General features: G+C 47.4%; 7 protein-coding genes. 6 read left to right on the top strand and 1 reads right to left on the bottom strand.

All coding sequences use genetic code 11. The annotated features are described in order from the left end of the window. Positions 1–123 precede the first annotated feature (123 nt). Complete coding sequence (locus tag HJG39_RS05570) at positions 124–951, bottom strand: putative RNA methyltransferase (protein ID WP_326849244.1); 828 nt, start codon at positions 949–951, stop codon at positions 124–126. A gap of 377 nt (positions 952–1,328) precedes the next feature. Between HJG39_RS05570 and HJG39_RS05565 the strand changes: the two genes are divergently transcribed. The 6 genes from HJG39_RS05565 to HJG39_RS05540 all read left to right on the top strand — a co-directional run. Continuing rightward, the gene (locus tag HJG39_RS05565) at positions 1,329–3,125 is read left to right on the top strand and encodes a hypothetical protein (RefSeq protein ID WP_268407606.1); all 1,797 of its coding nucleotides are present in this window, start codon (positions 1,329–1,331) and stop codon (positions 3,123–3,125) included. Between the two features lie 80 nt (positions 3,126–3,205). Continuing rightward, complete coding sequence (locus HJG39_RS05560; RefSeq protein WP_268407603.1) at positions 3,206–3,502, top strand: hypothetical protein; 297 nt, start codon at positions 3,206–3,208, stop codon at positions 3,500–3,502. Positions 3,503–4,593: 1,091 nt separating this feature from the next. After that, a complete protein-coding gene (locus tag HJG39_RS05555; RefSeq protein WP_268407600.1) occupies positions 4,594–5,211 on the top strand; it encodes a hypothetical protein in 618 nt (205 codons plus the stop codon). A 203-nt stretch (positions 5,212–5,414) separates the two neighbouring features. Continuing rightward, on the top strand, positions 5,415–15,512 hold the full coding sequence (locus HJG39_RS05550) for a non-ribosomal peptide synthetase (RefSeq protein ID WP_268407597.1): 10,098 nt from the start codon (positions 5,415–5,417) through the stop codon (positions 15,510–15,512). A gap of 19 nt (positions 15,513–15,531) precedes the next feature. Beyond that, the gene (locus HJG39_RS05545) at positions 15,532–18,330 is read left to right on the top strand and encodes a M28 family peptidase (protein WP_268407594.1); all 2,799 of its coding nucleotides are present in this window, start codon (positions 15,532–15,534) and stop codon (positions 18,328–18,330) included. A 5-nt stretch (positions 18,331–18,335) separates the two neighbouring features. Beyond that, positions 18,336–26,591, top strand: an 8,256-nt coding sequence (locus HJG39_RS05540) for a non-ribosomal peptide synthetase (RefSeq protein WP_268407591.1), incomplete at its 3' end; no start/stop codon positions are given.

Below are 26,591 nucleotides of genomic sequence, written 5' to 3'. Positions count from 1 at the left end.
GCCTAATCATTTCTATCAGTAGCCAACAACTCCTTCTGTATTGGATGAATTTTGCTCACCCTTCGAAATAATCCTAGTCTGAGGTTGAATAATTATCCTTGATTTAGGTCAAATAATTACCAGCTAATTTAACTTTTGCAAAACACGAATATGAAAATGGGCGCTTACTTGTTTTAAATTCTCTTGTATTTCAGCTAATTGCGCTTCAGAGGCAGACCAATAAAAAGGTGTCATCATTAGTAGATTAAGCGTACTTTGTGGGTCAGGAAGGCTAATATCGAAGTTAAGCTCTTCGTCTAGCAATACTGAAAAGCCGTCTATTTCCTGCTGATGCTTTTGGTGATCTTGCGCGGCATCGTAAATCATGGCTTTTAATTGATGCAGATGATTCGAAGCAGGGTTCACTTGCAGCCACAACCCGTTTGCTTGCAACACGCGGTGCACCTCAGTTTCGCTGCTTGGCGCAAACACCTGAACAAGAGCATTAGTGCTTTCATCGGCAAGAGGCAAGGCATAAGTGCTGGCAACGCAAAACGCGCTGGTTTTATATTTTTTCGCGGCTTTTTGAATCGCCACTTTGGCAATATCGCAACCGCTGCTCGCCACTTCATGGCCTTGAGCAACCAAGCTTTGCTTAATCACATCCAAATAATAACCTTCGCCACAACCGGCATCGAACAAATCTAAAGGCGCGCCATCGGCCGAATGCTCATGAATAATGTGCGCTAAACGATGCGCAAGGGGCTGATAAAAGCCACCTTCCAAAAACGCGCGGCGTGCGTTAATCATTTGCTTGTTATCGCCCGGCTCCTTGCTGCGTTTTTGATGCGCTAACAACAAATTCACATAGCCTTCTTTTGCCTTATCGTAACTGTGACCATTTTCACAACGAAAGCCCGCATCATCTTGATGCAAACGGGCACGGCAAGCAGGGCAAATCCACATATTCATTCTCACTTCAACGGTTAAAACCAACGGCGTTTCACATTACATAAGCGCGCTATTTTACTGCAAATTAGGCAAAGGGAAAGGTTGGGTATTTACATGGAAGTGTCCACGGCGAGTTTGCGATAAATCTCTATGGGTGACTCACAATTAAACACAGCTATTCAGAGGCAAAAGAGCCGAAAGGTAAAGGAATAAAATTAATGCTTAACAAAAAGGCGTGTTAACGGGGCTAATTGTCTGGTGTATTATCGGTTCTTTTTGATTGTTGGTGATTGAAAACCAAACACTGTCATTTAAGGCAGCAAAAGCTAGGGCAGCAAAAGCTAGGGCGGTAAAAGCGACTTAACTGAAGCAACGATGTGAATGAAAGGAGTGCAAGAGTGAATGCAGGCGTTAATATTGTAAAGTGGTTCACCGATACGGTCGGGCTTTCAGCGTTTTATGTGCCGCCTATTGTGGGGCTTGTGTTGCTTGCCGCAGGGCTTTGGGTTCATTACCAATTTTTCACAAAGCACAAAGTTACCTTATTTAATCGCTCACTTAACCTGACCGCCTATGAATTACGATTAATGCAAGAAATGGATAACAGCATTGATGAGGCAAGTCGCAAATACCCGCAACAAAGGGCAACTGGAATTTTCGAAAGAGAAAAGCCAAAAGAACGGGAGCGATTAAACGACCGCTACAATTTATATAAAAGGGTGGCGGAGTTATCGCAAGAAGCCTATTGGGAAAGCTATCGTCGTTTTGTGGGAAGCAGCTTAAATGGGTTAGCTAGCCTGTTTGGTGAATCAAAAGCCAATGCAGATAGCGCCAACTCTTCTGCATCTGTGCCGGTATCGACCCCCGCGCAACCATATTTTTCCTTTCAAAGCTATGTTGTGTTGTTATTTATTGCACTATTGTACCCCTTAGGTTTTGCGTTATTTTCTGCGCTGTTTTCAGGAAAAGTTTCTTTAGCGGGCGTTGATGTGGCGGTGTTTAGTTCTTTATGGATGGCATCGTTTTTTGTATTTTTAAGTGGCATAACGCTTTGGTTTAGTTTTTCTTGCTTACGCCAGCTTTCGAGGCTAGATGGCTTTTCTTTAAAGGCATTTCTAAAGGGGGAAGCGCCCTATTTAAGGCTCAGATGGAAGCTGCTTTTTGCAATCATCGGTGTTGTGTTAGTCAGCCAGTTGTTTGCAAATGATGCGTTTGCGTTACTATTTCTTATGCTCTGGCTGATGTTTTTAGGGCAACTTTATCGGCTTGAAAGCACTTTCGCTGGCGCTGTCGCTGTCGCTGGCGTTGTCGCTGTCGCTGTCGCTGTCGCTGTCGCTGGCGCTGGCGCTGGCGCTGTCGCTGTCGCTGTCGCTGTCGTTGTCGCTGTCGCTGTCGCTGTCACTTATTTTAATCAACATAAGCATGAAACCAAACTTTTTTCTGTTACAACGCTTGCCATTATTCTTGCCTCTTTGCTTATTTCTGGCGTGTTCATTTATAGGCTTTTGTCAGAGGTAATCAAAAAACAAGAAGTCGATATGGATAAGCAACTTATTCTATTGGCCTTTATGGGATTATTGCCGCTATTAAACGTGGTGTGGGACTGGCTTTCCTTAAATGTCACTCGTTACCTTACCTATAAAATATTCACTCACCAACACCAGCCTTGGCATAATGCAGGGTATCTGCTCTTGGATTTGGCATTAGCCATCACCTTTGTTTTTGCTGTATCGCTAACCGCTCTATTGGCATTAACCTTCCTTAGTAACACCTTAGGCCATCCCATTTTGGATTTTGGGCAGCTCATGCAAGGCTTAAAAGACCCAAGCCGCATTGGCGAACACCTGTGGATTCATTTAATGGTGCTTTCCACCTTAGTGCCTACCGCTTTTCATTTTGGCATTGCATTGTACAGTTCCGCCATGCACTTCGTTATGCATTGGGGACGCGATGTGAAAAATATGAAGAATGAACCACAGTTATTAAACGACACCAACAACCTTAACCAAGTGCGGGTGTACCTAACGTGGCGCTGGCCGTTTGTGTGGCTAACGTTTTATTTGGTATTTTTTGCGCTGTACTTTTTAAGCCAATATATGGGTTCTTTGGCGTGTTTGTTGTGGGAAAGTGGTAATTTTATTCTTGTTGAACTAAACCCGTATTATGTGCAACCCATTGGCCAATGCGGTGTGTAAGGTATTCAAAAACACCTCGCATCCTTGCTCAATTGGGTATAAAAATAACGCTTAGCGTATAAGCGAATAGGAAGTAACATATGACTGAATCTGAAAAGCAGGCGTTAATTAAATTAAGTTGGGAGCTGCACAACCAAGTGGAGCAAGCCTATTTAGCAGAACCGGCGGCAAAAGGTGATGCTAACTGGCTAGAAAAACAACGCTTTTTGTTAGCTGATATGGCAATTCACTTGTTTCAAACCTGCATGAAACCGGATGCGTTAGACCAAGAAAAACTAAGGAATAACCTATTTTCAATTTTGACAATTGCCGAGCAGTTCATTCCCGATGAAGGCCTTAAGCAGGCGTCGGATGAGCTATATCGAACGCCTGTGTAAAGAAAAAGCTTACACAGGTATCCGATTCTAAATGATGCCTTTTTCGGGGGTAGTAATTTGTCCTGTGATGTATTAGAGTGTTTGCCAACTTACGCAAGCATAAGCTAATTTAACTACTCCAAAAGGAATATTCGTCGCTTCATTAAGTGATATTGCTGAACCTTTTGGGGATTTTTCTATGAGAGATTACAGTTATCGACACTGAACAAACTGTTCAGCAGAAGACGTTTGTGCTTTGCTAATTTAACCATTTGCTTTGAGTGATTAACTTTTACCTTTTTGGTGTTTTTTCTATTCACCTGAAGCACACATTACGATGAAATATGTGCGTTAGTCATTCAACTGATTATATGATTTTTGTGGCTGTTAAATCGTTTACCTGACCGAAATTGGGGGGTAGTAGTTTGACTCTTTTTGGCCTGTTAAGGGAAGATTTAACCCTGTTTTTTCACTTGTAAAAAGCATCTAAGTTTATGTATTTAAAATAAAAATCACAATCTAGGCGTGACAAAATGGAAAAAAACTATAGAAAAAAAAAGACTATAAAGGTCTCGACAGTGAAACGATTCTTCGCGAAGTATTTGAACTCGGCTACTGTTTAGGCGCTGAACATGCCCGAGAGGGAATCTTTGTTGATCGAGAAACGCTATCTCGCACGGTGATCACACCGGAGCTTTTACGATCATTTGAAGAGGCTTTTTCTTTTTCAAGTTAGCGTGAATTCGGTTCGGAAGTACAGATGGTATAACGCTCGGTGCTTCTTTTGTGGATAAAACTAATTAAATAACGTTAATGTCGTTCAAGTTGTTTTGTGTGATTGCAGCCGGTTTTTACAAAAGATCTCACGCGTGAGATCGCATCAACATGAGACAAAGTGAGTTACCGAGCTATTGGCTTGTGAGTGATCGAAACAAAACAACTTGAAGACAGGTTTGGCTCGAAATGTTGCTTTAAATAATGCTGTAACCCATTGATTATAAATAGGTAGTAAGCCCTTTTAGGTGCGATTTAGTGGGTAAATTGAAAAGCAATGTACAGAGAGTTTAAATGTGAAACACGCATTTAATGTGTATTTGTAGTGGGGGGAGACCATGAGCTATTTATTTAGGCTCAACTATGTATTGTTAATTGTTTTGCTGTTTAGTGGGCAGGCGCTTTCCGCGTCGCATCCAACGTCTGAAATTGCCGACTCACCGGTATTGGTTGAAATTAAAAATCTGTTTGAGGAAGACCAAAGTGCAACATTGGCTGGGCACGGCAATAGCGAAGCCGCGTTTTTACGGCGTCAGCGCATTTTAGAATTAGTGGCGCAAGGGCAAATAGACTCTGCCGAAGGTTTATTTTACGCCGCGATTATGTTGCAACACACGCCAAAAGTGCCAACGCCGGATAATCCATACAAAAGCCAAAGCCCGGAAAATCATTTACTGGCGTTTTACTTGAGCAAAACCGCATATGAGCGCGGTTTCGAGATTGCCGGATGGTACGCAGGCGCAGCAATGGACCGTTATTTGTTGTCCCAAGGAAAAGCGCAACGTTACGGTACGCATTGGCGTTTGAACGCCGAAGGAAATCGCTATATTCACGACCCCGTGGCGCCAGATTTTCCCGATACAGAGCGCGCTAAACTGGGCATCGAACCCTTAGCGGATATTAAAAAAATAGTGGCAGAAGAGAACCAAAAGCTGCAACAACAGCTTAACCAATAAAGAAAATAGAGTGCATTAATAAGCGTGAAATATCGGTACTAAATTATTAGTCACCGGCAGAGAATTAAGCGTAAACCCTCAGCCTACACGGAAGTATTCACGGCGACGCTGCGCTAACTACCGAACGGCGGTAGCACGCAGGGCTGATTTCAATAATTTGGAACGTCATGCGATTTCAACAGCATGACTTTGAGTAAAAAACAATGACAGTGAAGCTGACTTCTATTCAAAAAGGCATCCTAATTGAAGGGCAACTTAATGGGGATGTAATCAACAACATTGGCGGTTATCAGGTATTTCGGTGCGTTATCGAACCTGCGTTATTTCAACAAGCAAGAGACATGCTACGTGAAACATGCGACGCACTTCAGTTAGTCTTTAACGCCGATAATACAGGTTTGCAGCTTACCTCAAAGGCGTTTCCTGAACTGCCAGTGCAAGACTTCACTGCACAAAATCACCCACGACAATGTGCCCACGATTGGGTTGAGCAACAAATGCAACAACCCTTTAAAAATACGCAACAAAGCTTACTTGACGATGCGCTTATTCGCGTGCAAGAAAACCAATATTGGTACTATGCCAAAGCACACCACATTGTCATTGATGGCTGGGGCTTTTCCGTGATGATGGCAACCTTTCTGAAATTATACGAAGCCTTGCAAAACTCGGCTGCAAAGCTAGGTTTGCCAAAAAATACAGCATTGCCTGCGCCCGCGTTGGAAAAATTCAAAGTGCAGCTTAAAGCGCAATTTCCTGCATTGCCTTCCTTTATTGACTACAGTGCGAAATACAGCGAATACCTAAGCAGTGACAGCTACGCAAAAAGTCAGGCGTATTGGATGCAGCGTTTTGCTGACATGCCTGAGCCACTATTTATGGCACAGAGGCCAACTTATCAAAGCCAAAGTGAGCGTGTCACCACGCGCATTACCAATGCCGATTTTCAGCAATTGAAGGCGTTTTGTGCCGAGCTACAATGCAATCCGGTGCATTTCTTCCTCGCCAGTTTATTCGCATTTTTTCATCGTTTACAAGGCAGTAACGATATGATCGTAGCGCTGCCAAGTCATAATCGTAGCACCCCGTTAGAGCGTCAACTTGTGGGCGTTACCGTTAACGTCAACCCAATTCGCTTGCGTGTTGAAGATGCCATTCCAAATCATTTTTCCGATTTAGTGAAAGCGGTTGCGCTGGATGTGCGCCGCGACTATCGCCACAACAAATTTCCGATTACCGATTTAAGACGACAACTGCTTTCAGGCACCCCTCAAGCGCAAACCTTTTTCGATATTAGCTTCAATTATCAAAAGTTGGATTTTAAGTTAACCCTGAATGAGCAACCGGTAGAAACGCATTTTGTCACCCATAACCATGAGCAAATTCCGCTGGTGTTTACGGCTTGTGAATACGATGCCGACGACGATGTGGTATTACATTTAGACGCTAATTTGAGCTTTTTTGAAGCACAATACGGCGAGACCTTATTGGCCCGTTATCACGTTTTTTTACAGCAAATTATTCGTAATCCAAAAGTCGATATTCGTCAGCTTTCGTTATTATTCGAGGAGGAGCAACAAGCGTTGGACGCGCTCAACCTCACGCATTTAGCATTGCCAGATTGCAACCGTTACAGCGAACTTTTCGAGGCCCAAGTGCAAACCTCCCCCAATGCCACTGCCGTGACTTTTTTAGGAGAGGCTTGGTCGTATCAAACCTTGAATAAACGCGCCAATCAAATTGCTCACTACCTTGTGCAGCAAGGCGCAAAAGAGAGCGATATTATCGGTGTGCATGTGTCTCGCTCGGCAGACATGCTGGCAATTTTGATTGCCATCGGTAAAATCGGCGCATGCTATTTGCCGCTGGATACGCGTTACCCAAGTGACCGATTGCGCTACATGTTGGCCGATTCTGGCGCGACCTTTTTGCTGATAGATTCTCTTTCTCATTCGTTAACGGATACGCAGAAAAACCCACTGAAAGAAATACAGTGGCACAATACAGCGGTGCAAAAAAAGGTGCAAAATGCGCCAAAAAATAACCTTGGTTTGGTGTTGCAAAATACCGATTCACTGGCTTACATTATTTACACCTCTGGCTCCACAGGTTTACCCAAAGGCGTTGCAGTAAAACACAGTAACCTATTGAATTTATTATGTTCAATGTTGCACATGCCGGGTGTCAGTCATCAAGATGTTTTGCTTGCTGTGACCCCAATCAGCTTCGATATTCACGTGTTTGAGCTTTACGGATTATTGCTAGCGGGCGGTCACTTAGTATTGGCAAGTGCTGAGCAAGCGGTGGATGGTGATGCTCTGGTGCGATTAATTCAAGACTATCGCATCAATTTAATGCAAGCGACCCCCGCCACATGGAAATTATTGCTTGCTGCTCAGTTACCCAAGGTTAACGCTTTCCGAGCGGTGATCGGGGGAGAAGCGTTGCCACCTGCGTTGGTAAAAAGCCTAAATCAAAAAGGCATTGCGGTGTGGAACATGTACGGCCCAACAGAAACCACAGTGTATTCCTGCGGTGCGCTGCAAGATGACTTGCAAAAAGGCATTAGCATTGGTTTGCCGGTTGCCAATACCCAGCTTTATGTGCTCGACGCTTATCAGCAACGCGTGCCAACAGGCTCGCCGGGAGAACTGTATATTGGCGGCGCAGGGGTCGCAGCAGGTTACTTGAATCAGCCGGAACAAACGGCGCAGCGCTTCATTGACAATCCCTTTGGCGAAGGCAAATTGTATCGTACTGGAGACTTGGTGCGTTGGCGCGTGGACAGAAGTCTTTATTCACGAGGTAAGCCTGAGCAAATCGAATATTTAGGTAGACTGGACCAACAGGTGAAAATCCGTGGTTTTCGTGTGGAATTGGGCGAAATCGAAAGCTGTTTGCAGCAGCACCAAAGCGTTCAAGACAGTGTAGTTGTTGCGCGTCAAGATGCCTCCGGTAGCAAGCAATTAGTGGGCTTTGTAGTGTTGACCGAACACTTAGAAACAGCACCATCGGCGAGCGACAATGAAGCGAACATGAAAGCGATACAAAGCCAACTTCGTTCACATTTAGCGCGCAGTTTACCCGAACATATGGTGCCAAGTGTGCTGATGATTTTACCTGAACTACCGCTTACACCCAGCGGTAAAGTCGACCGAAACGCCTTACCACAAGATGTACAGAAGGTTCAGAATGGGCCATCTGGCACAGAGTTTGTTGCGCCAGCATCCGCGCAAGAAGTGGCGCTTTGTCGTATTTGGGAAAATGTGCTTGAACAAGCGCCAATCAGTACCCAAGACAACTTTTTTGCTTTAGGTGGGCACAGCTTACTTGCGGCGCGAGTGGTGAGTTTAGTGCGCGAAAATATGCATCGAGAACTGCCATTGCGTGCCTTATTTGAGCATCCAACGGTGGCCTCCTTGGCACAAGCATTACATCAATACGATAACGCCGCTGATGCCAATCCGCTTGTTGCATTACAGCAAACGCAGCCGCCGCTTTCTTTCGCCCAGCAACGACTTTGGTTTATCGACCAACTTGAGCAAGGCAGCAGTCAGTACAACATGATTGGTGCGTTTACTTTGCATGGTGAAGTCAACCCTGTCGCGCTTAAATTGGCGTTTCAGTCTATTGTTTTGCGCCATGACGTTTTGCGGACGCGCTTTGTCAAAACATCCGATGAAAATCGCGTACGGCTTGAAGTGAAACAACAAGCTGAACTGTATTTCAACGTCGAAGATATGACTCAGTCTGGCTTGTGCAGCAGTATGGAAAGCCCAGAAAGCGTCGAAAACCAAGACGCGCCAATGCATCAAGTGCAACAACGGATAGAGGCTGAATCTCATTATCAATTTGACCTGCATCATGAGCCTTTACTGCGCGTGCAGCTACTACAAACGGCAGCGAGCGAATATTGTTTGCTGGTGAATATTCATCATATTGTGGCTGATGGGTGGTCTATCGGTGTGCTTCTGAAAGAAGTGAATGCATTTTATAATTGGTATCAAAAGCGTGAGTTAAATGCGGATTTGGTCAACGCTTTTGAGTCCCATACCCATACCGACTTGCTTCAATCAGCAACATCACTGCCAACGCTCAGTATTCAATATGGTGATTACGCCACATGGCAACAAAAATGGTTGGGGAGTCGCGCTCAATCTGATAGCCCAAAACACGCCAACAAAGAAGCGGAATTAAGCTATTGGCACACCCAGCTTGCCAATATTCCACAGGTGCATAGTTTAGCGTTGGATTTTGCTCGCCCCGCGCAACAAGTTTACGCTGGCGAATCGGTTACACAGCATATTTCAAGGGAAACGTATCAGCAGTTGCAAACCCTGTGTCAGCAGCAGGGGATCACGCTCTTTATGTTGCTGCAATCTCTGTTTGCTACGCTCTTGTATCGCTACAGTCACGCGCAAGATATTGTTATGGGCAGCCCTGTAGCGGGGCGAAATCATCATGCGCTTGAACCTTTAATTGGTATGTTCGTCAACACGCTTGTGCTCCGTAATCAATTTACGTCAGAGATGTGTTTCACGGATATCATTGCGCAAAGTCGCGACATCATTTTAGGCGCGCAGCAACACCAGAACATCCCTTTTGAAACCTTGGTCGACGAGCTAAGTCCGAAGCGTAGCTTAAGTCATAGCCCTTTGTTTCAGGTGATGTTTACGTTGCAAAACACTGAGCAAGGTCAATTGCAATTGCACGGTGTCGACGCTAAACCCATCGCCTTACAGCGCAACAGCACCAAGTTTGATTTGGAGCTAACCGTGACCGAATCGCACGCTTGCCTAGCGTTAGAATGGACCTACGCCACGGCTTTGTTTCAGCGCGAAACGATTGAGCAAATGCTGCAAAGTTTTCAACAATTGCTAAATGCCTTATTGGCAGACATTTCCCAGCCTATTGCAAATGTGCCTTTGTTGGATACAACAAGCCAAGCCAAGCAACTAGACTGGATTCGTCGCTCAGCGGCAACGCCCGTCTTTGCGCGCAATCTTACCTTGCTTGACTTATTCCAGCAGCCACTAGCCGCTGCGCCAAACAGTACCGCGTCGCAATGGCTTCAAAGCAATGAACAAAGCGATATACCTAAGCATCTGAGTTACGCCGAGCTTGACCAAAAATCCTCACGACTCGCCGCCTATTTAATGCAACAAGGCTGTGTCGCAGGAAGCCGCGTGGGCTTGTGTTTGCATCGTGATGAATATCTCTTTATTGGGCTGCTAGCGGTATTAAAAACGGGGGCTGCTTATGTGCCAATCGACCCAAGTTACCCGGCGGAGCGCATCGCGTTTATGCTACAAGATGCCAGCGCGGTGTGTGTATTAACCGCCTCTGACTTGCAGGTGTCGTTATCACTGGAAGCGCAACATCCTATTGCGTTAGATGTGTGGTTTACCCGTGCCTCTTATGAGCGCGTTTTTGATAATAAAACATTAGCGAAAGTCGACACGGCAATGACCGCCACTCAAGGTCAAGAAGTCGCCCGTGCAAGCATTCACCCCAACCATATTGCCTATGTGATTTATACCTCGGGGTCTACGGGCAAGCCCAAGGGCGTGCAAATAACGCATGCCAATGCCGTTGCGATGTTAAGTTGGGCGCAACACGCTTTCACGCCAGCGCAGCGCGAGCGCGTGTTGTGTAGCACCTCTATTAGCTTCGATTTATTCGTGTTTGAGGTGTGGTCTGCATGGATTTGTGGCGGTGCGTTACTGGTCGCCGACAACATTTTAGGGTTGCTGAATGCGCCTTCTAGAACAGCGTCTCATCAAAAACAAAACCCAAGCCTAATCAACACAGTGCCAAGCGCAGCATCGGCATTATTAGAACAAGGTTACGATTTTGCTGATGTGAGTGTTGTTAACTTAGCGGGCGAGCCACTTAAGCAGGCCTTGGTCAATCAGTTATTTGCGCGTAACCCAAGGTTGCAAGTGAATAATTTATATGGGCCTTCGGAAGACACCACCTATTCCACTCATGAGCGTTACCTTGAGCCGCTTAAGCGAGAACCATCCATTGGGCGCGCCATCGATAATACATGGCTTTACGTGTTAGATGCTCAACAGCAGCTTGTGCCTTATGGCGTGGTGGGGGAATTGTATATTGGTGGCGAGGGTGTAGCTCATGGCTACCTCAATCGAGATGAACTGACCGCCGCGCATTTTCTCGCAAACCCCTTCGCGCCGGGCGTGATGTATCGTACTGGCGACTTAGTACGTTGGGTGAAAAATAGCAAAGGTGAGCCGGAGCATCTTGCGTATTTAGGGCGGGGCGATCAGCAAGTGAAGTTGCGTGGCTTCCGCATAGAAATTGGTGAAATTGAAAACCGTTTATTGCAAGTGCAAGGCGTGAAACAAGCGGCAGTGTTAGTGCACCAGCAAGCGTTGTTGGCAATGCTGGTGGGTGAGATTAATGCTAGCCAAATAAAAGCGCAGTTAAGCGAGCATTTGCCGGATTATATGATCCCCTCCCATTGCTTGAACCTTGAGGCGTTGCCACTTACGCCTAACGGTAAAATTGATCGGCGCGCGTTGCCTGCGCTCATCCCAGAATTGTTGGCTGAATTAGCCAGTATAGATTCGGGAAAAGCGGGTTATCACGCTGCGCAAAATTGGCAACAACAAGCCTTGTGCGATATTTGGCAACAGGTGTTAGGGCTTGAGCGCGTTGGCATACACGACAACTTTTTTGATATTGGCGGGCATAGTTTGCTGGCGGTGCGCATTATTGGCTCGGTGCGTCGGCACTTTGACATCGAGCTCCCCATTAAAGCGCTATTTGAACATCCGACGGTGGCCGAGCTTAGCGACGTTTTGTTTGCGGTTAACGCGCAGCCAAGTGCTGAATTCGCGTCTGTTTTACCTGCTATTACGCCGCGTCACGACCCGAATCCACCGCTGTCTTTTGCACAGCAGCGTTTGTGGTTTATCGATCGTTTTGAAGGGGGTAGCAGTCAATACAATATGCTTGGCGCATTTCAATTAGTCGGCGAGCTTAATCACGTCGCCTTTGAACAAGCGTGGCAAGCGGTGTTACAACGCCATGACGTGCTGCGTACACGCTTTATGCTGGCTGGCGAAAACGTTAGTTTGCAAGTGCAAGAACAGGTTGATTCTCCAGTCACGTTTTTAACGCATGATAAAAACAAAGATCCGAGCCATAGCCCCGCAAGGTTAGAAGCACTAATAAAAAGTGAACTGCATTACGTATTTGATTTAAGCCATGCGCCGTTGTTGCGAGTGCGGATGCTGCCACTCGCGCCTGCACAGTTTGCGATGGTGGTGAATATGCATCATATCGTTACTGATGGTTGGTCAGTTGGCTTGATGATCAAAGAGTTTTGTTATTTCTATCAGCAATTTAGCGCAAGCGATTCAACGTCAATAGCCGAGCCGGAATCATTGCTATTAGCGCCTGCGCCTTTGAATGTGCAGTACGGCGATTATGCAGCGTGGCAACATAACTGCTTGCAAGAGCCACAATTTCAACAAGAAATGGCCTATTGGCAACAACAGTTAGCGGGCATTCCACAAGTACATTCGTTGCCGTTGGACCATCCTCGTCCAATGCAGCAGAGCAGTGTTGGTCAAAACCATGTGCAGTTTATAGAGCCTGCAATATGTCAGCAAATTCATGAACAATGTCGCGCACAAAGCGTCACCTTATACATGTTCTTGCAGGCCACCTTCGCTAACTTGTTGCAGTGTTACAGCGGCGAAACCGATATTGTCATGGGAACGCCAGTAGCAGGGCGTATTCATCAAGATACCGAAGCGCTCATAGGCATGTTTGTGAACACCTTGGTACTGCGTAATCAGTTCGACGACAACATGAGCTTTGCGGCGTTGTTGGCGCAATCCAAAGCGCGTATTTTAGCGGCGCAACAGCATCAAATGGTGCCATTCGACATGCTTGTTGATGCATTAAAACCTGAGCGTAGTGTGAGTCACAGCCCGGTTTTTCAAATTTTGTTTACCCTCCAAAACAACGAGCAAGTGGCTATCCACATGCAGGATATGCACATCGAAGCCGTGCCTATCGACGACACTAATTTAAAGTACGATTTGGAATTAACCATTGAGGAGCAAGCCGACAATGGTGGTTTGCAACTGAGTTGGTTGTATAACCCAGACTTATTTGAAGCCGTGTCAATTGAGCGCATGGCGCAAAACTTCGAAGCCATGTTAACGCATTTTGCTCAGCAACCTGACGCGTCTGTTAAGCGCACAGATTGGCTGCCAGCATCGCAACGCAAGCTACTGGTGGATGAATGGTCTGGTGCGAATGAGCCGCAAACACAGGATTTAAAACAAGCGCATTTGCTGAGTGCTTATCAGCATCAGGTTAACATCGCAGGAAGTCATATTGCGGTGATTGCCGACGATGCAACACTTACCTATCAGCAACTCGACGCACAAGCAAATCAGTTGGCTCGTCACCTGTTAGCGCAAGGCGTTGGCGCTGGTCATGCGGGCGAGATAGTGGGGCTCGCCATGCCTCGCACAAGCGCAATGATTGTCGCTTTGCTCGGTATTTTAAAAACGGGCGCAGCTTATACCCCGTTGGATATGACCCTGCCATCATCTCGTTTAGCGCATATGCTTAGCGACTCAGGTGCGCGTTTTGTTGTGACTTCGCGAGCGCTGGAGCAGGATGGGCCGAGCCTCGGTAATGCCAAACGGGTATATATAGAAGATGCTTTGCTGTGCGGCGAAAGCGCTTTTGCTGCTGCGTCCGAGACATCGCCTATTCTGGCTTCTGGAGCTTTATCTTCAGAGTCCTTGGCGTATGTGATTTATACCTCTGGCTCTACCGGCACTCCTAAGGGGGTGGAAGTCAGTCATGGAGCAATCGCCGCGCATATTCAGGCGTGGGGACATACCTTAAATATCACACCCCAAGACAAAGTCCTGCAAATGGCGAGCATCAACTTCGATACCTCGATAGAGCAGATTTTCTCGGCATTGCATTTTGGCGCAGCCCTATGTGTGTTGGATGTGCAGCAGGTTAGTACACAACAAGTTTGGCGCTATTTACAAGCCGAAGGCGTGACCATTGCGGATGTTATGCCATCGTTTTTTAACGCCATGATTGCCGACGATTCCGAGCACATGCAAGCTCATGAAGTGATTCGAAACAGCGCATTACGGCTAATCTCCATGGGCGGGGAAGCTTTTTCGTCGCCAGCCATAAGCTATTGGCAGCAACATCAGTTATGGAACGCCTGTCAGCTTCTTAATGCTTATGGTCCAACCGAGGCAACGGTGAGCGCCACCTACCATATTGTGAGTGAAAACGACTCTGGCAATGTGCCTATTGGCAGGCCAGTTCAGGGGGGGAGAGTGTATGTGCTTTCCAAGGATGGATCCCTCTGCCCGCCCGGAGTGATAGGTGAATTAGCTATTGGTGGTCGCACCTTAGCAAGCGGTTATCGTAACTTGCCTGAACAAAGTGTGAGTGCGTTTCAACAACTCTCAGAGAATGCCGCACTCGCACACCTAAATTTAGGTTGTGCTCGTTTGTATCGCACTGGTGACTTGGTTCGCTTTAACCCACAAGGGGAATTGCTGTTTGAAGGGCGCGTAGATGAGCAAGTGAAGCTGCGAGGCTATCGCATTGAGTTGGGAGAAATTCAAAGTGCGTTAACGCAACTTGATGCCATTAGTGATGCCTATGTCACGTTGAGCACTTCGAATGCTCAGAATAAGGGCTCAGACGCCTTTTTGATTGCCTATATCGTGGCTGAAAGTTCACTGGAAACGCCACTTCCAAATCAGCCAGAAAATCCACAAGAAAGCGCACTCATCGAGAATTGTCAGGCGGCGCTAAACAAGGCTTTGCCAGCCTATATGCAGCCATCGGTTTACAAGGTGTTGCCAGCGTTACCGCTAACCGCCAACGGCAAGGTGGATAAACGCGCCTTACCACAACCCGAGCACGGCTTAAATTCAGCCTTTAACGCATCGTCAAAGGCATGGCAGGCCCCAGAAACCGATATGGAAAAACAATTGGCGCAATTATGGGCTGATTTGCTCGGCATAGAAGCACAAGCCGTTGGCTTGCACGACGACTTTTTCGCGCTAGGCGGGCAATCCTTGTTATTGATGCGCTTAATCACTCGCCTTGAGCAGCAATTTTCTATCTCAGTGTCGGTGAAAGAGGTATTTAGCCGAGCGGAATTAAAAACACAAGCGGCGTATTTGGCGCAATGCCAAGCGCAGCAAGAGTTGGTGTCTCAGGTGCAAAGGCAACCCGATGACGCCAGCGATTTAAACGAATTAACGATTTAACAAAAATAGGAAGTCATTCGTGAATTATTTGGTACGGTTTGCTCTGCTCACAGGGCTGTCATCTTTGCTTATTGTGTTGGCTTCGGGGTTTTACTCTGTGCCGCAATCCGACGTCGAGGCTTTTGTTAGCGCCAAAGGGTATTCCACTGACAACGTGCGTCAGCATTTATCGGTGATTGCTCGCGCACCGCATCCCACCGGTTCGGCAGAAATTAAAAGGGTGCGAGATTACTTGGTGAATAGTTTGCGCTCCCTAGGCGCACAAACTGAAGTACAGCAAGCGGATGTGCAAAAAAACGTGTTTGGAAAGCCGTTCATGGCGCATGTTGAAAATGTGCTGGGATTCTTTCCAAGCAGTCACACCGAAAAACCGACTCGAAACCCTGCCGAAACGCGCCCGTTATTGGTGTTAATGGGACACTATGATTCGTTTTCGCAATCCCACGGAGCGAATGACAATGGTCACGCTGTTGCGACCATTCTAGAAACCATGCGGGTTATTCAAGCTCAAGGCGGCGCTAAAAACGACATCCTTGTGCTATTCACCGATGCTGAAGAACAAGGTACTTTGGGGATTACCGCGTTTATGGAGCAGCACCCTAAAGCCCAAAACATCGGGCTGGTCATTAACTTTGAGGCGCGCGGTAGTAAAGGACCGTTGCGACTGTTCGAAACCAGTTCAAACAACAGCGCATTAATTCAGGCTTTTGCTCAAGCAGCGCCGTTTCCTATTGCCGACTCTTTCTTCTATTCCCTGTATCAAGTGATGGGTAATTACACTGATATGACGGTGTCGTTAGCCCACGGAGTACAAGGTATAAACTTGGCTTACAGCGATGGTTTTTACCACTATCACACCCTTGGAGACAGCATTGAAAATGTGTCCGAAGCCAGCTTATTACATGCAGCTAGTTATGCGCTGAGTTTAACCGAATATTTTGCTCAGCAGCCTTTACCACTTGAAGCAAGCAGCGACCATGTTTACTTCAACCTGACTCCGCAACATTTTATGCATTACCCGGTATGGGGGACCTATGCGCTGGCGGTGTTGGTGCTGATTTTGTTCATCAATTTGGTTCGATTACAAGGTCGCTATTCCACGAAAACGGCTACTGGGAAAAACCAACAAGGGAAAAACGCTTCAATTGGTGTAAAGCGCTTAATGGGTGGCTTTTTTGTGGTGTTGCTGCAATTGCTGCTGTTCCTTATGTTTGGTAATGGCTTGAATGCCTTAATTGGCGGTGGCTTGAATGCGTATTTTGTGGGGGCAGAAAGCTTCTTTCAATTGCTGTCAGAAGACCGCGCCATTCTGCTTGGCTTAGCCTTGGTCATTATTGCGATGCAATGGGTGTTTGTTGGCTTGATTGTTTCTGGCACCCGTTTCCCAAGTTTAGCCATTTTCATCGGTGTGATTTTAGCGGTTTCAGTATTTGAAAATGCGTTACTGCCAAGCCTTGCTATGTTGCTGGTGGGCATTATCGCTTTAGTGCTTTATCTGAAAATGTTCGGCAAAAACAAGATTCAGGTAGAAAGGGAAAATCAAGCGGCTCAAGCCCAAGCACAAATAAGGCAAACCACACTTACCTTCGGTTACTTAAGCATGTGGTTGCTGCTGTCTTTGCTATGCGCGGTGCTATTGCCATTGATGGCGCATATTTTCTTATGGCCATTATTGTTCAGCGTTATTGGTTTGAGTGTAGCGACAATAAAAGCGCCCGCTGGCAACGTACTCGCTAGCAAAACGCTTCCCTCCCTGTGCATTTTCCTTGGTGCCGCGCCTGCTATTTATTGGTGGGGCAGTTACATTTTCTCCTTATTCTCATCCATTGGGCACTTAGCGCCCGGCTTACCTTTACTCTTCGTCGCGTTAGTGGCGGGCTTGCTGACGCCGCTTATTGCCTCGTTATTGATTGATGCTCAAGCGCATACGGAGCTGGCAGATGATGTCACAACTCGCTCCGGGGTAAGCTCGGTGAAAAACGCTTTGCCGCCACTGTCTTTTGCCATTGTCGGTGCGGCGGTATTGGTTATCACGCTCACGTTGCACCAATTCGACAGCGAGCACAAAAAGCCCAATGAACTGTTTTATTTAGCCGATTTTAATCAGAGCAATCAGGAAAAATGGCAGTGGGCTTCATTGGATGTGGCGTTAGATGATTGGACGCGCCAAGTATTCCACGAAGATCAAAAGCAATCGAACGATGATGCAGCGGCAAATGCAAACCGCATTTATCCCATTGTGGATAAACGCATGTTTGTGAGTGATGCGCCAAAAACCGAGTTGCAACCGCTGTCTGTGGAGAACTTAAGCCGTGAAATACAGGGTGAGAATCAACATGTGCGCTTTACTCTGGTGCCATCGAATAAATCGGCTGGGCAAGCAGATTACAGCGACAATCAACACTCCCAACATCATGCGCCATTAGAAAAACTCAATATCTTCGTGAAAGACCCGGAAAATTTGGTTGCGGTGAAGGTCAATGGAGAAACGCTTGAAAACGCGAATCAAGCAACGGCGCAAGTGGCATCATTAACCGAGTCTTGGGGGCATTGGCAGTATTTTGGCTTGCCCCCTTCCGGTGCGCAATTTGAGTTAGTTTTAAACGCCGAACAAGCGCTGACATTACGGTTTGTTGAAGTGCGTTTAGGTTTGCCAGAAGCGGTAAAAACCATGATTAGCCCGCGTCCAGACGCCATGATGGCGCGTTCCTACAGCTTAGCCAGCGACAGTTTTAGCGACACCACCGTGGTTGTTAGCGAACTGCGCTATTCGGCGGCGGATAAGTGGTCCGCCAGCAGCGTAAAGGTATCCGAGTAATCACCATGAATATAAGCATAGAACAACTGCTGAACGCCTGTATTGAAGCCGGTATTTATCTGAGTATTGACACAAATACAACAGAAACGCCGCAACTAAAAATTCAGTTTAAAGGCGAGGCAATTGCGCCGGAATTATTGGCGCAGCTAAAGCAATACAAAGCAGAATTAGTAGCGCATTTACAGGCTGTGCAATCTGCCCAAACCGCAAAAACATCGAGCATTGCTCGGGTAAGCCAAAGGCAAACCGAAACCGCTTGGCAACAGGCTGCATCGTATGGACAGCAACGCCTTTGGTTTATCGAGCAATTTAGCGGTAACGCCAATGAATACAACATGTTGGGCGCGCTTCGAGTGCGCGGCGAAATCAGTGAAGCGGCGTGTCGTGTAGCGCTGGAGCAACTCATTGCGCGTCATGAAATATTGCGAACCCGTTTTATTGATGTGGATGGCGAGCCAATGCAGGAAATTCAGCCGCATTTAGCGCCCGCATTTGAGGTAACGCAGCTTGAGAGTGAAATGGAGGTAGATGCTTGCATTGAGCAAGTGTTACAGGATGAATCACAACATCATTTCGATTTAACTCAAGCAACATTGTTTAAAACCCGATTAGTGCGTTTCAGCAACAACGATGGGTTACTGGTGTTCAATTTGCACCATATTATTTGCGATGATTGGTCGGTTGGTATTTTACTGAGCGAGTTTGCAGGTTTTTACAATCAAGCGCAGAGCGGGCTTACAGCAGACAACCAAACGCCTCAGGTGCAACGCTCGCTGCCCGAATTACCTGTGCAGTATGCGGATTTCGCCGCATGGCAGAAGAACTGGCTAAACAGCGACAAAGCTCACGCTAGCACTGAATTCTGGAAACGTTATTTGGCTCATGCGCCCGAGTTGCATAGCTTGCCGCTGGATCATGCTCGCCCAAGTACGCCATCAAACCCAGCAAAGCGATTTGAAGTTAAATTAGGTACAGCGCGCAAAGCAGGATTACAACAACTGGCTGAGCAAACCGATAGTACCTTGTTTGTGGTACTACAAAGCCTTTTCGCGGTGCTTATTGCTCGCTTTGGGCGACACAATGATGTCGTCATGGGGACACCTGTAGCTGGGCGTCAACATCCCGATTTAGATGGGCTAATCGGCTTTTTTGTTAATACCATAGCGTTGCGACATCAGGTGGATTTAAGCCTACCGACGCAGGACTACTTGGTGCAAAGCCGCGACACTATTGTTAACGCTTTTGAGCATCAATACTTGCCTTTTGATGCCGTGATTGAAGCGGTGAATCCTGAGCGTAGCAGCCGTTACAGCCCACTTTTTCAGATCCTGTTTTCACTGCTTGAAGACACCGATTTGCCTGTGCAGCTACAAGGAGTGGATATTCAAAGCGTTGCTCATGAATTGACGCAAGCTAAGTTCGACTTGCAACTTACGGTGGTGAACAACGCATCGCTTAGCACCTATTGGTTGTTTAACACCTCGTTGTTTGAAGAAGTGAGCATCCGACGCTTAAGTGACGCATTTTTAGCGCTAATCGACGCCGCTATTGCTCAACCCCGCGTGGCGTTAGCTGAGCTGCCGTTGGTGTCCGATTTAGCGCGACAACAACTGCTGCGTTTTGGCGAAGGGTCGAGTGTCGCCTTTGATGAAAACAACACCAGCAATCAGCTTTCAACACCAGATGCACTGGCGCAAACCGTGGCGCTTATGCCTAATCAGGTGGCGCTTAAAACCCAACAGCAGCAATTAACCTATGCTGAGTTGTATGCCCACTCTAACCAATTGGCGCAACGCTTAATCTCGCTGGGCGTGACGCAGGGCGATGCCATAGCACTGCTTTTGCCGCGAAGCATGGACGCAGTTATCGCCATTTATGCAGTGTGGCAAGCTGGCGCTGCATACGTGCCTATCGACCCCAGTTACCCCAAGGCGCGCATTGCTTATATGTTGAATGATGCCAAGCCAAACGTGGTGTTGAGTTATCTTGAATATGACAGCCTGTTGTCAGAGGCAAAGGTGTCTGCAAACCGATTATATTTGGATGCCCCTGTTACCAATGCAAACACGGAGTGTTCAACTAAAAACCTGCCGGACATTCGCCCTAGCGACACTGCCTATATTATTTACACCTCCGGCTCTACAGGAAATCCGAAAGGGGTGGTAGTAACACACGGTAATTTGAATAATCTGCGACAAGGCTTACGCGAGATTTGTTCAACGTATTTTAACCTGCATGTTGACCCAGCGTTGGCTGATGAAAACGCCTCCCAACAGCAAGATGAAAGCAGATCCCAGACAAAAGGCCAAGTCGAAACACTACGTTGGGGATGGAATACATCCTACGCCTTCGATTCATCCTTAAAAGCGCTGAGTTTATTAGCAACGGGCGTGTCGCTGTATATTTTAGATGAGCAACAACGCAAGCAAAGCCAACATTTGTTGGCCCTATTTGCGCGGGAACAAATCGATATTTACGATTGTACGCCCTCCCAGCTAGATACATTGCTCGATATTAGCGATTCCAGTGAGTTGCAGGCACTACCTCACTTAGCGCTAGGTGGCGAGCCCATTTCTACTCGCTTGTGGCAGCGAATTGCTGACCTGAGCGAGCAAAATCAACGATGTGCGTTGAATTTGTATGGGCCAACGGAATGTACCGTCGATACCACTTTTGCTGTGATTGAACGTCGTTTAGCTAAGGCGTCGCGAGCGAGTGATGCAAAAACGGCGTTTGTTCATGCCAACTTAGCGCAAACGCGTAACGTCAAACCTAACATTGGGCGTCCGTTACCCAATTACGCCTGCTGTATTGTGGACGAAAACGGCCACTTATTACCCATGGGTGCTGTGGGAGAATTGTGGGTGTCCGGTGCTGGAGTGACCGAGGGTTATTTAAATCAGCCAGCGCTGAGCGCCGAAAAGTTTGTCAGTGCCAACTTTGATTACTTCCCCTGTATTGAAAGCTATAAAAAGGCTTCCCGTGGGGATGTGTCTGATAAAAGTGATGTTCAAATCGCTTTGGATACTGCCGTCCGTTACTACAAAACGGGCGACATCGTACGCTGGAATCATGTCGGGCAGTTAGAGTATTTAGGCCGAGCTGATAACCAAGTTAAACTGCGCGGTTATCGCATTGAATTAGACGAAATTCAAACCCACATTGGTGCGCTTGAAGGCGTAAAAGACAACGTGGTGATGCTTGATCCGCGTAACAATACCAACCTCATTTGCTATTTCACCGGCAAAGATGAAAGTAGCCGCGCTGCGCTGCAAACCACTCAAGGCATTAGTGCCTTAAAAGCTCGCTTAGGGGAACAATTACCCACTTTTATGGTGCCCGCGTTGTTTATTCCAGTGGAGACTTTTACCTTCACCCCAAATGGTAAGCTCGATACTAAGGCCCTGCCTTCGCCGCAAGATTTCATCGTCCTTAATACCGATACTGTGGCATCGAGCGCAGCACACGATGCGAATAACCAGCACGGCACGGTAACGCCAACTGAGCAAGCAATCGCAGTAATGTGGTCCAGTTTGCTACAGATTGAACAACCCAAGGTAGACGACAATTTCTTTGCTTCCGGGGGACACAGCTTATTGGCAACGCGGTTGGTTGCGCGTATTCGCGACAAATTTGCCGTTGAACTGCCATTGCAGCGCCTATTTGCTCAACCTAGCATTCGTGGCATTTCGGCCAATGTGGACGCATTACTGGCGGCAAATGTCGAGCCAATTACCGATGCCGTAAATTCAGCAAATGTAAGCCCTGCTAATAGCATTCCGGCCTTGAGCGCCAGCGAGCGTCCGACACATATTCCGTTGTCTTTTTCACAAAAGAAATTATGGATTTTAGAGCAGTTGGCCGAGTCGGGGGAAAATTCAAATTCGGATTCAAGCAGGGATTCAAGTGCAGATGAAAAAGCACAAGAACCCGTTGGTGTGTACAACATGGTATTTGGATTGCGCTTGCAAGGGATGCTGCATCTTGATGCATTCAAGCAAGCATTAATGCAATTAGTTGCGCGTCATGAAAGCTTACGGACCTTAATTGTCACATCGTCGAATGCCGAACAAGACAAACAACATCAAACGCCATATCAATTTATTCAGCCCAGTGATGCGTTCGCGGTGACGGTAATGGATGTAAGACAAAAGCTTGCCGCCGAAACAACATCTAAAACCGAAAAAACGTTGGAAAACGCCAAGCAAACGATTATCGATGCGGCATTGCATCAGGCGGCATCTCAGCGCTTTGATCTCGCCAAAGACTTACCTTTTAGCGCGCAAATAATTATTTTGGATGATGCGGAATGTGCTAACCAAACTGGCGCTGATGGTTATTCTAACGATCACGCCGCTATTTTTGTGATGCATCACATTGCCACTGATGGATGGTCATCAGGCGTGTTTATCCGCGAATTAAATCAGCTTTACACGCAATTAACTGCCAATGTGAGCCAGAAAGCCACCTTGCCAGTTCCTACGCTGCAATATGCAGATTATGCCATTTGGCAGCAGCAACAATGGCAATCCGGGGCAATGCAAGCCTCGCTTGATTATTGGATTAAGCATTTACAAGCTTGCCCAACTGTTCATGGTTTGCCCATCGAAAACCCAAGGCCGCAGGTGCAAACCTTCGCCGGTAAGCATCATCACAGCAACACCGGAAAGGCGCTCGCGCACAAGCTGTATGCTCTGGCTAAGCAGCAGCAAGTGTCGCTATTCGCCTTACTCGAAAGCGCCTTTGCCTTGTTGGTTTCTCGTTGGTCAAACAGCGACGACATCGTGATAGGTGTGCCTGTGGCAAACCGTGAACAGGCGGGCGTTTCCGAACTGGTGGGCTTTTTAGCCAATACCGTGGCGTTACGTACTCGCCTTAATGAAAACATGGACTTTAGCGGCTACTTGGCGCAAAACGCCAGCGTGATCACCGAAGGTTTAAGCCATCAGCATATTCCCTTTGAATGGGTGGTGGAAAAGTTGAACCCGCCGCGCAGCCAAAGTCACACACCCGTGTTCCAAATCATGTTCACTCTGAATAACAATGAGCAAGTTGAACTGTCGCTGCCAAAGGTAAATGTCACCCCGCTTAGCCTTGAAAATAACATCGCCAAATTCGAATTAGGCATTGCTGTGCAAGAGCAAGCGGGCGATTTGCAGTTTATTTGGGAGTACAACACCGCACTGTTTAGCGAAACGTTTGCGCAGCGATTGTCTGCCAGTTTTATGGTGTTGTTGCAAAGCATTGTTGATGCGCCATCCCAGAACATTTTGCAGTTGCCGTTACTACCGCAAGCCGAACTTCATACTTTGCTGCATCAGTGGAATTCGCCAGAGTATTCGGCGTCTTTTATGCAAGGAACAAGGTCAGAAAAGGCGTCACAGCCAATACATTTAGCAACATGGTTTGAAGCTTGTGCTGAGCGTTACGCCAACCTGCCAGCCATTCACGCAGAGGGCGCTAACAGTCATTTTCATGCCACTTTTGATGCGGTTAATTGCCGAGCTAATCAGGTGGCGCGTCTGCTCCTAAGTTTAAATAAATCGAAGCAAAACACATCAGATAGTGTTGATTGGCATCAGCAAAAAATCGGAGTGTGTTATGGACGCCATCAAGATGTGATTATCAGCTCCATTGCCGCACTAAAATTAGGTGCGCTGTTTGTGCCTATCGACCCCGAATTTCCCGCCGAGCGCGTGAGCTACATTCTCGACGACACAGCGTTGCCATTGGTGTTAACCGACAACGAAGGCGCGGCCTGTTTAGCTGATGGCAGTCTTGCCGGGCGCAATATTCAGGTGATAAACACCCAAGCGCAAGCGGTAAACCAAGCGTTGCCCGATTACGACTCAGCGAACTTGACTTTGAATGAGGTGGGCGGCGAATTCAGCGCACAAGATTTGGCGTATTTGATCTATACCTCTGGCTCCACGGGCAAGCCCAAAGGCGTAATGGTGCAGCATAGCAACATTGTGAACTATTTAAGTGCGATGACGCGCATGCTAAATCAACCTCAAGGTGGCGTGTACAGTGCGTGGACAAACGCCATTTTTGACTATGCCGTGTCGGAATGGTTTGTGCCACTGCTTAGCGGTGGTTGTGTTCACATGTTAAAAGGAGAACAGCGCACCGACCCAGACACCTTCTTCCGCTACTTACAACAACAGCAAGTGAGCGTGACCTATGTGCCGCCTTTCTTCTTGCGCGCCTTTAATGAGTGGTTGCGCGAATCGCCGCGTCACTTAGCGCTAAAAGCCATGATTGTGGGCTTAGAGCCTATCGATCAGGCGTTGTTGCAATCCATAAAATCGCAGGTTGATGGCCTACAAATATTTAATGGTTATGGCCCCACAGAAGCCACGATTGCATGTACGTTTTTTAACGTACCCAGTGCGTTGCAAACTCATTCAAAAGAAATTGCAATTCACGCTAGCCAAAACAGCAAAAACACGCCTATTGGTCGACCTATCGCCAACGTCACCCATTACGTGGTCAACAGCAAAGGACAACTTGCGCCTATTGGCGTAGCGGGCGAATTACTGATTGGCGGTGCGGGCTTAGCCAAAGGCTATTTGAATAAACCTGACGCTAGCGCAGCCGCGTTTGTTCAACATCTTTTTGCTGATGATGCGACACATTCAGCGGATTCGCGCGTGTATTGCACCGGAGATTGGGTGAAGTACCTGCCAGATGGCAATATCGAATTTGTTGGCCGCATCGACAATCAGGTGAAAATCAGTGGATTGCGGGTGGAGTTGGGCGAAATTGAAGTGCAGCTTGCTAACTGCGATTTGGTCGCGCAATGCGCGGTAGTCGCGCGTCCTATAGCACAGGCCAGTGCTGCCACCGAGAAGAAAATCGTTGCCTTTGTTGTACCGTCTTCCGTTGCGCTTGATAAGCCGCACTTGCTTGCGGATAAACAAGCGCTAAGCGAAAGCATTAAGGCGCATTTACGTCAAACCTTGCCAGAATTTATGCTACCCAGCGTGATCCAAACGCTAACGGCATTGCCAATGACCGCCACCGACAAGGTGGATCGCAAAACTCTAATGCAGCAAACCTTGGACATCCACAAGTCGGGTACAAGCGGCCCTGTTGTGGCGAATAAAATCACGCAGCAATTGTTGGTTTTGTGGCAAGAGGTGCTGGGACTGGAGCAAATCGGATTAGACGACAACTTCTTTGAGTTAGGTGGCACATCCTTAAATGTGGTGATGTTGACTAACAAAATTAAGGCATCGATGCTGCCCGAATTAAAAGCCGTAGATGTGTTCACTCACGCGAGCATTAACGGGCTCTCCGCGCATATTCAACATGCGCTGAAAAAACAGCAGAGCAGCGATACTCATGACGATAACGCCCATGAACATTTAAACCAAACACGAAATAAAAAAGGGAGCAGCCGAGATATCGCCATTATCGGTATGGCGGGCAGCTTCCCGAAAGCAAGCAATATTGAGGAATTTTGGCACAATCTTGAACAGGGTCTTGAGGGGATTAGCCACTTCGATCGCGAGCAAGGACTGGCCTACGGCATTAGCGAAACCTTACTGGATAACCCCAACTACATTCGTGCACGTGGCATTTTATCGCGCTCGTTAGAGTTTGATGCCGCCTTCTTTGACTATAAACCCAGAGAAGCGCAAATCATCGACCCGCAGCTACGTTTGTTGCATGAATGTGCGTGGCAAACCTTGGAAGCGGCGGGGTACGCCGTTGATGCCAGCGCTTCAAATACGGGGAGTCAGCCGCGCATTGGCTTGTACGGCGGGGCAAGTAACAACTTATTGTGGTTACAACAGGTGTTCCAAACGGCTTCGCAAATTGGTTCCGACATATACGATTTAGCCACGCTTGGCGACCGCGAATTCTTTATGGCGCGAGTGGCTAACAAGCTGAATTTAACCGGCCCTGCGCTCAACGTGCAATCGGCGTGTTCTACCTCGCTAGTGGCGGTTCACACTGCAATTCAAGGCATTTTAAATGGCGATTGCGATATGGCGCTGGCGGGAGGGGTGTCATTACGCGCCAACAAAGAAGGCTACTTGTACCAAGAAGGGATGATTAATTCGCCTGACGGGCATTGTCGTGCTTTTGATGCCAAAGCTAAAGGCACGGTGGGCGGCGAAGGCGTGGGCTTGGTATTGCTAAAGCGTTTAGAAGACGCCGAAGCCGATGGCGACCGCATTTTGGCGGTGATAAAAGGCTCAGCCATCAACAACGATGGCGTACACAAAGTGGGCTTTACTGCGCCCAGCGTG

The organism is Alteromonas sp. a30 (assembly GCF_026788005.1).
Lineage (GTDB): Bacteria > Pseudomonadota > Gammaproteobacteria > Enterobacterales > Alteromonadaceae > Paraneptunicella.
Note: the sequence above shows the minus strand (reverse complement) of the source record. Positions and strands in the feature narration are given on the sequence as shown.

Excerpts from the sequence above, each read along its gene's own strand:
- HJG39_RS05560 (WP_268407603.1), top strand. The coding sequence starts at position 3,206 with ATGACTGAATCTGAAAAGCAGGCGTTAATTAAATTAAGTTGGGAGCTG.
- HJG39_RS05570 (WP_326849244.1), bottom strand. The coding sequence starts at position 951 with ATGAATATGTGGATTTGCCCTGCTTGCCGTGCCCGTTTGCATCAAGAT.
- HJG39_RS05550 (WP_268407597.1), top strand. The coding sequence starts at position 5,415 with ATGACAGTGAAGCTGACTTCTATTCAAAAAGGCATCCTAATTGAAGGG.
- HJG39_RS05555 (WP_268407600.1), top strand. The coding sequence starts at position 4,594 with ATGAGCTATTTATTTAGGCTCAACTATGTATTGTTAATTGTTTTGCTG.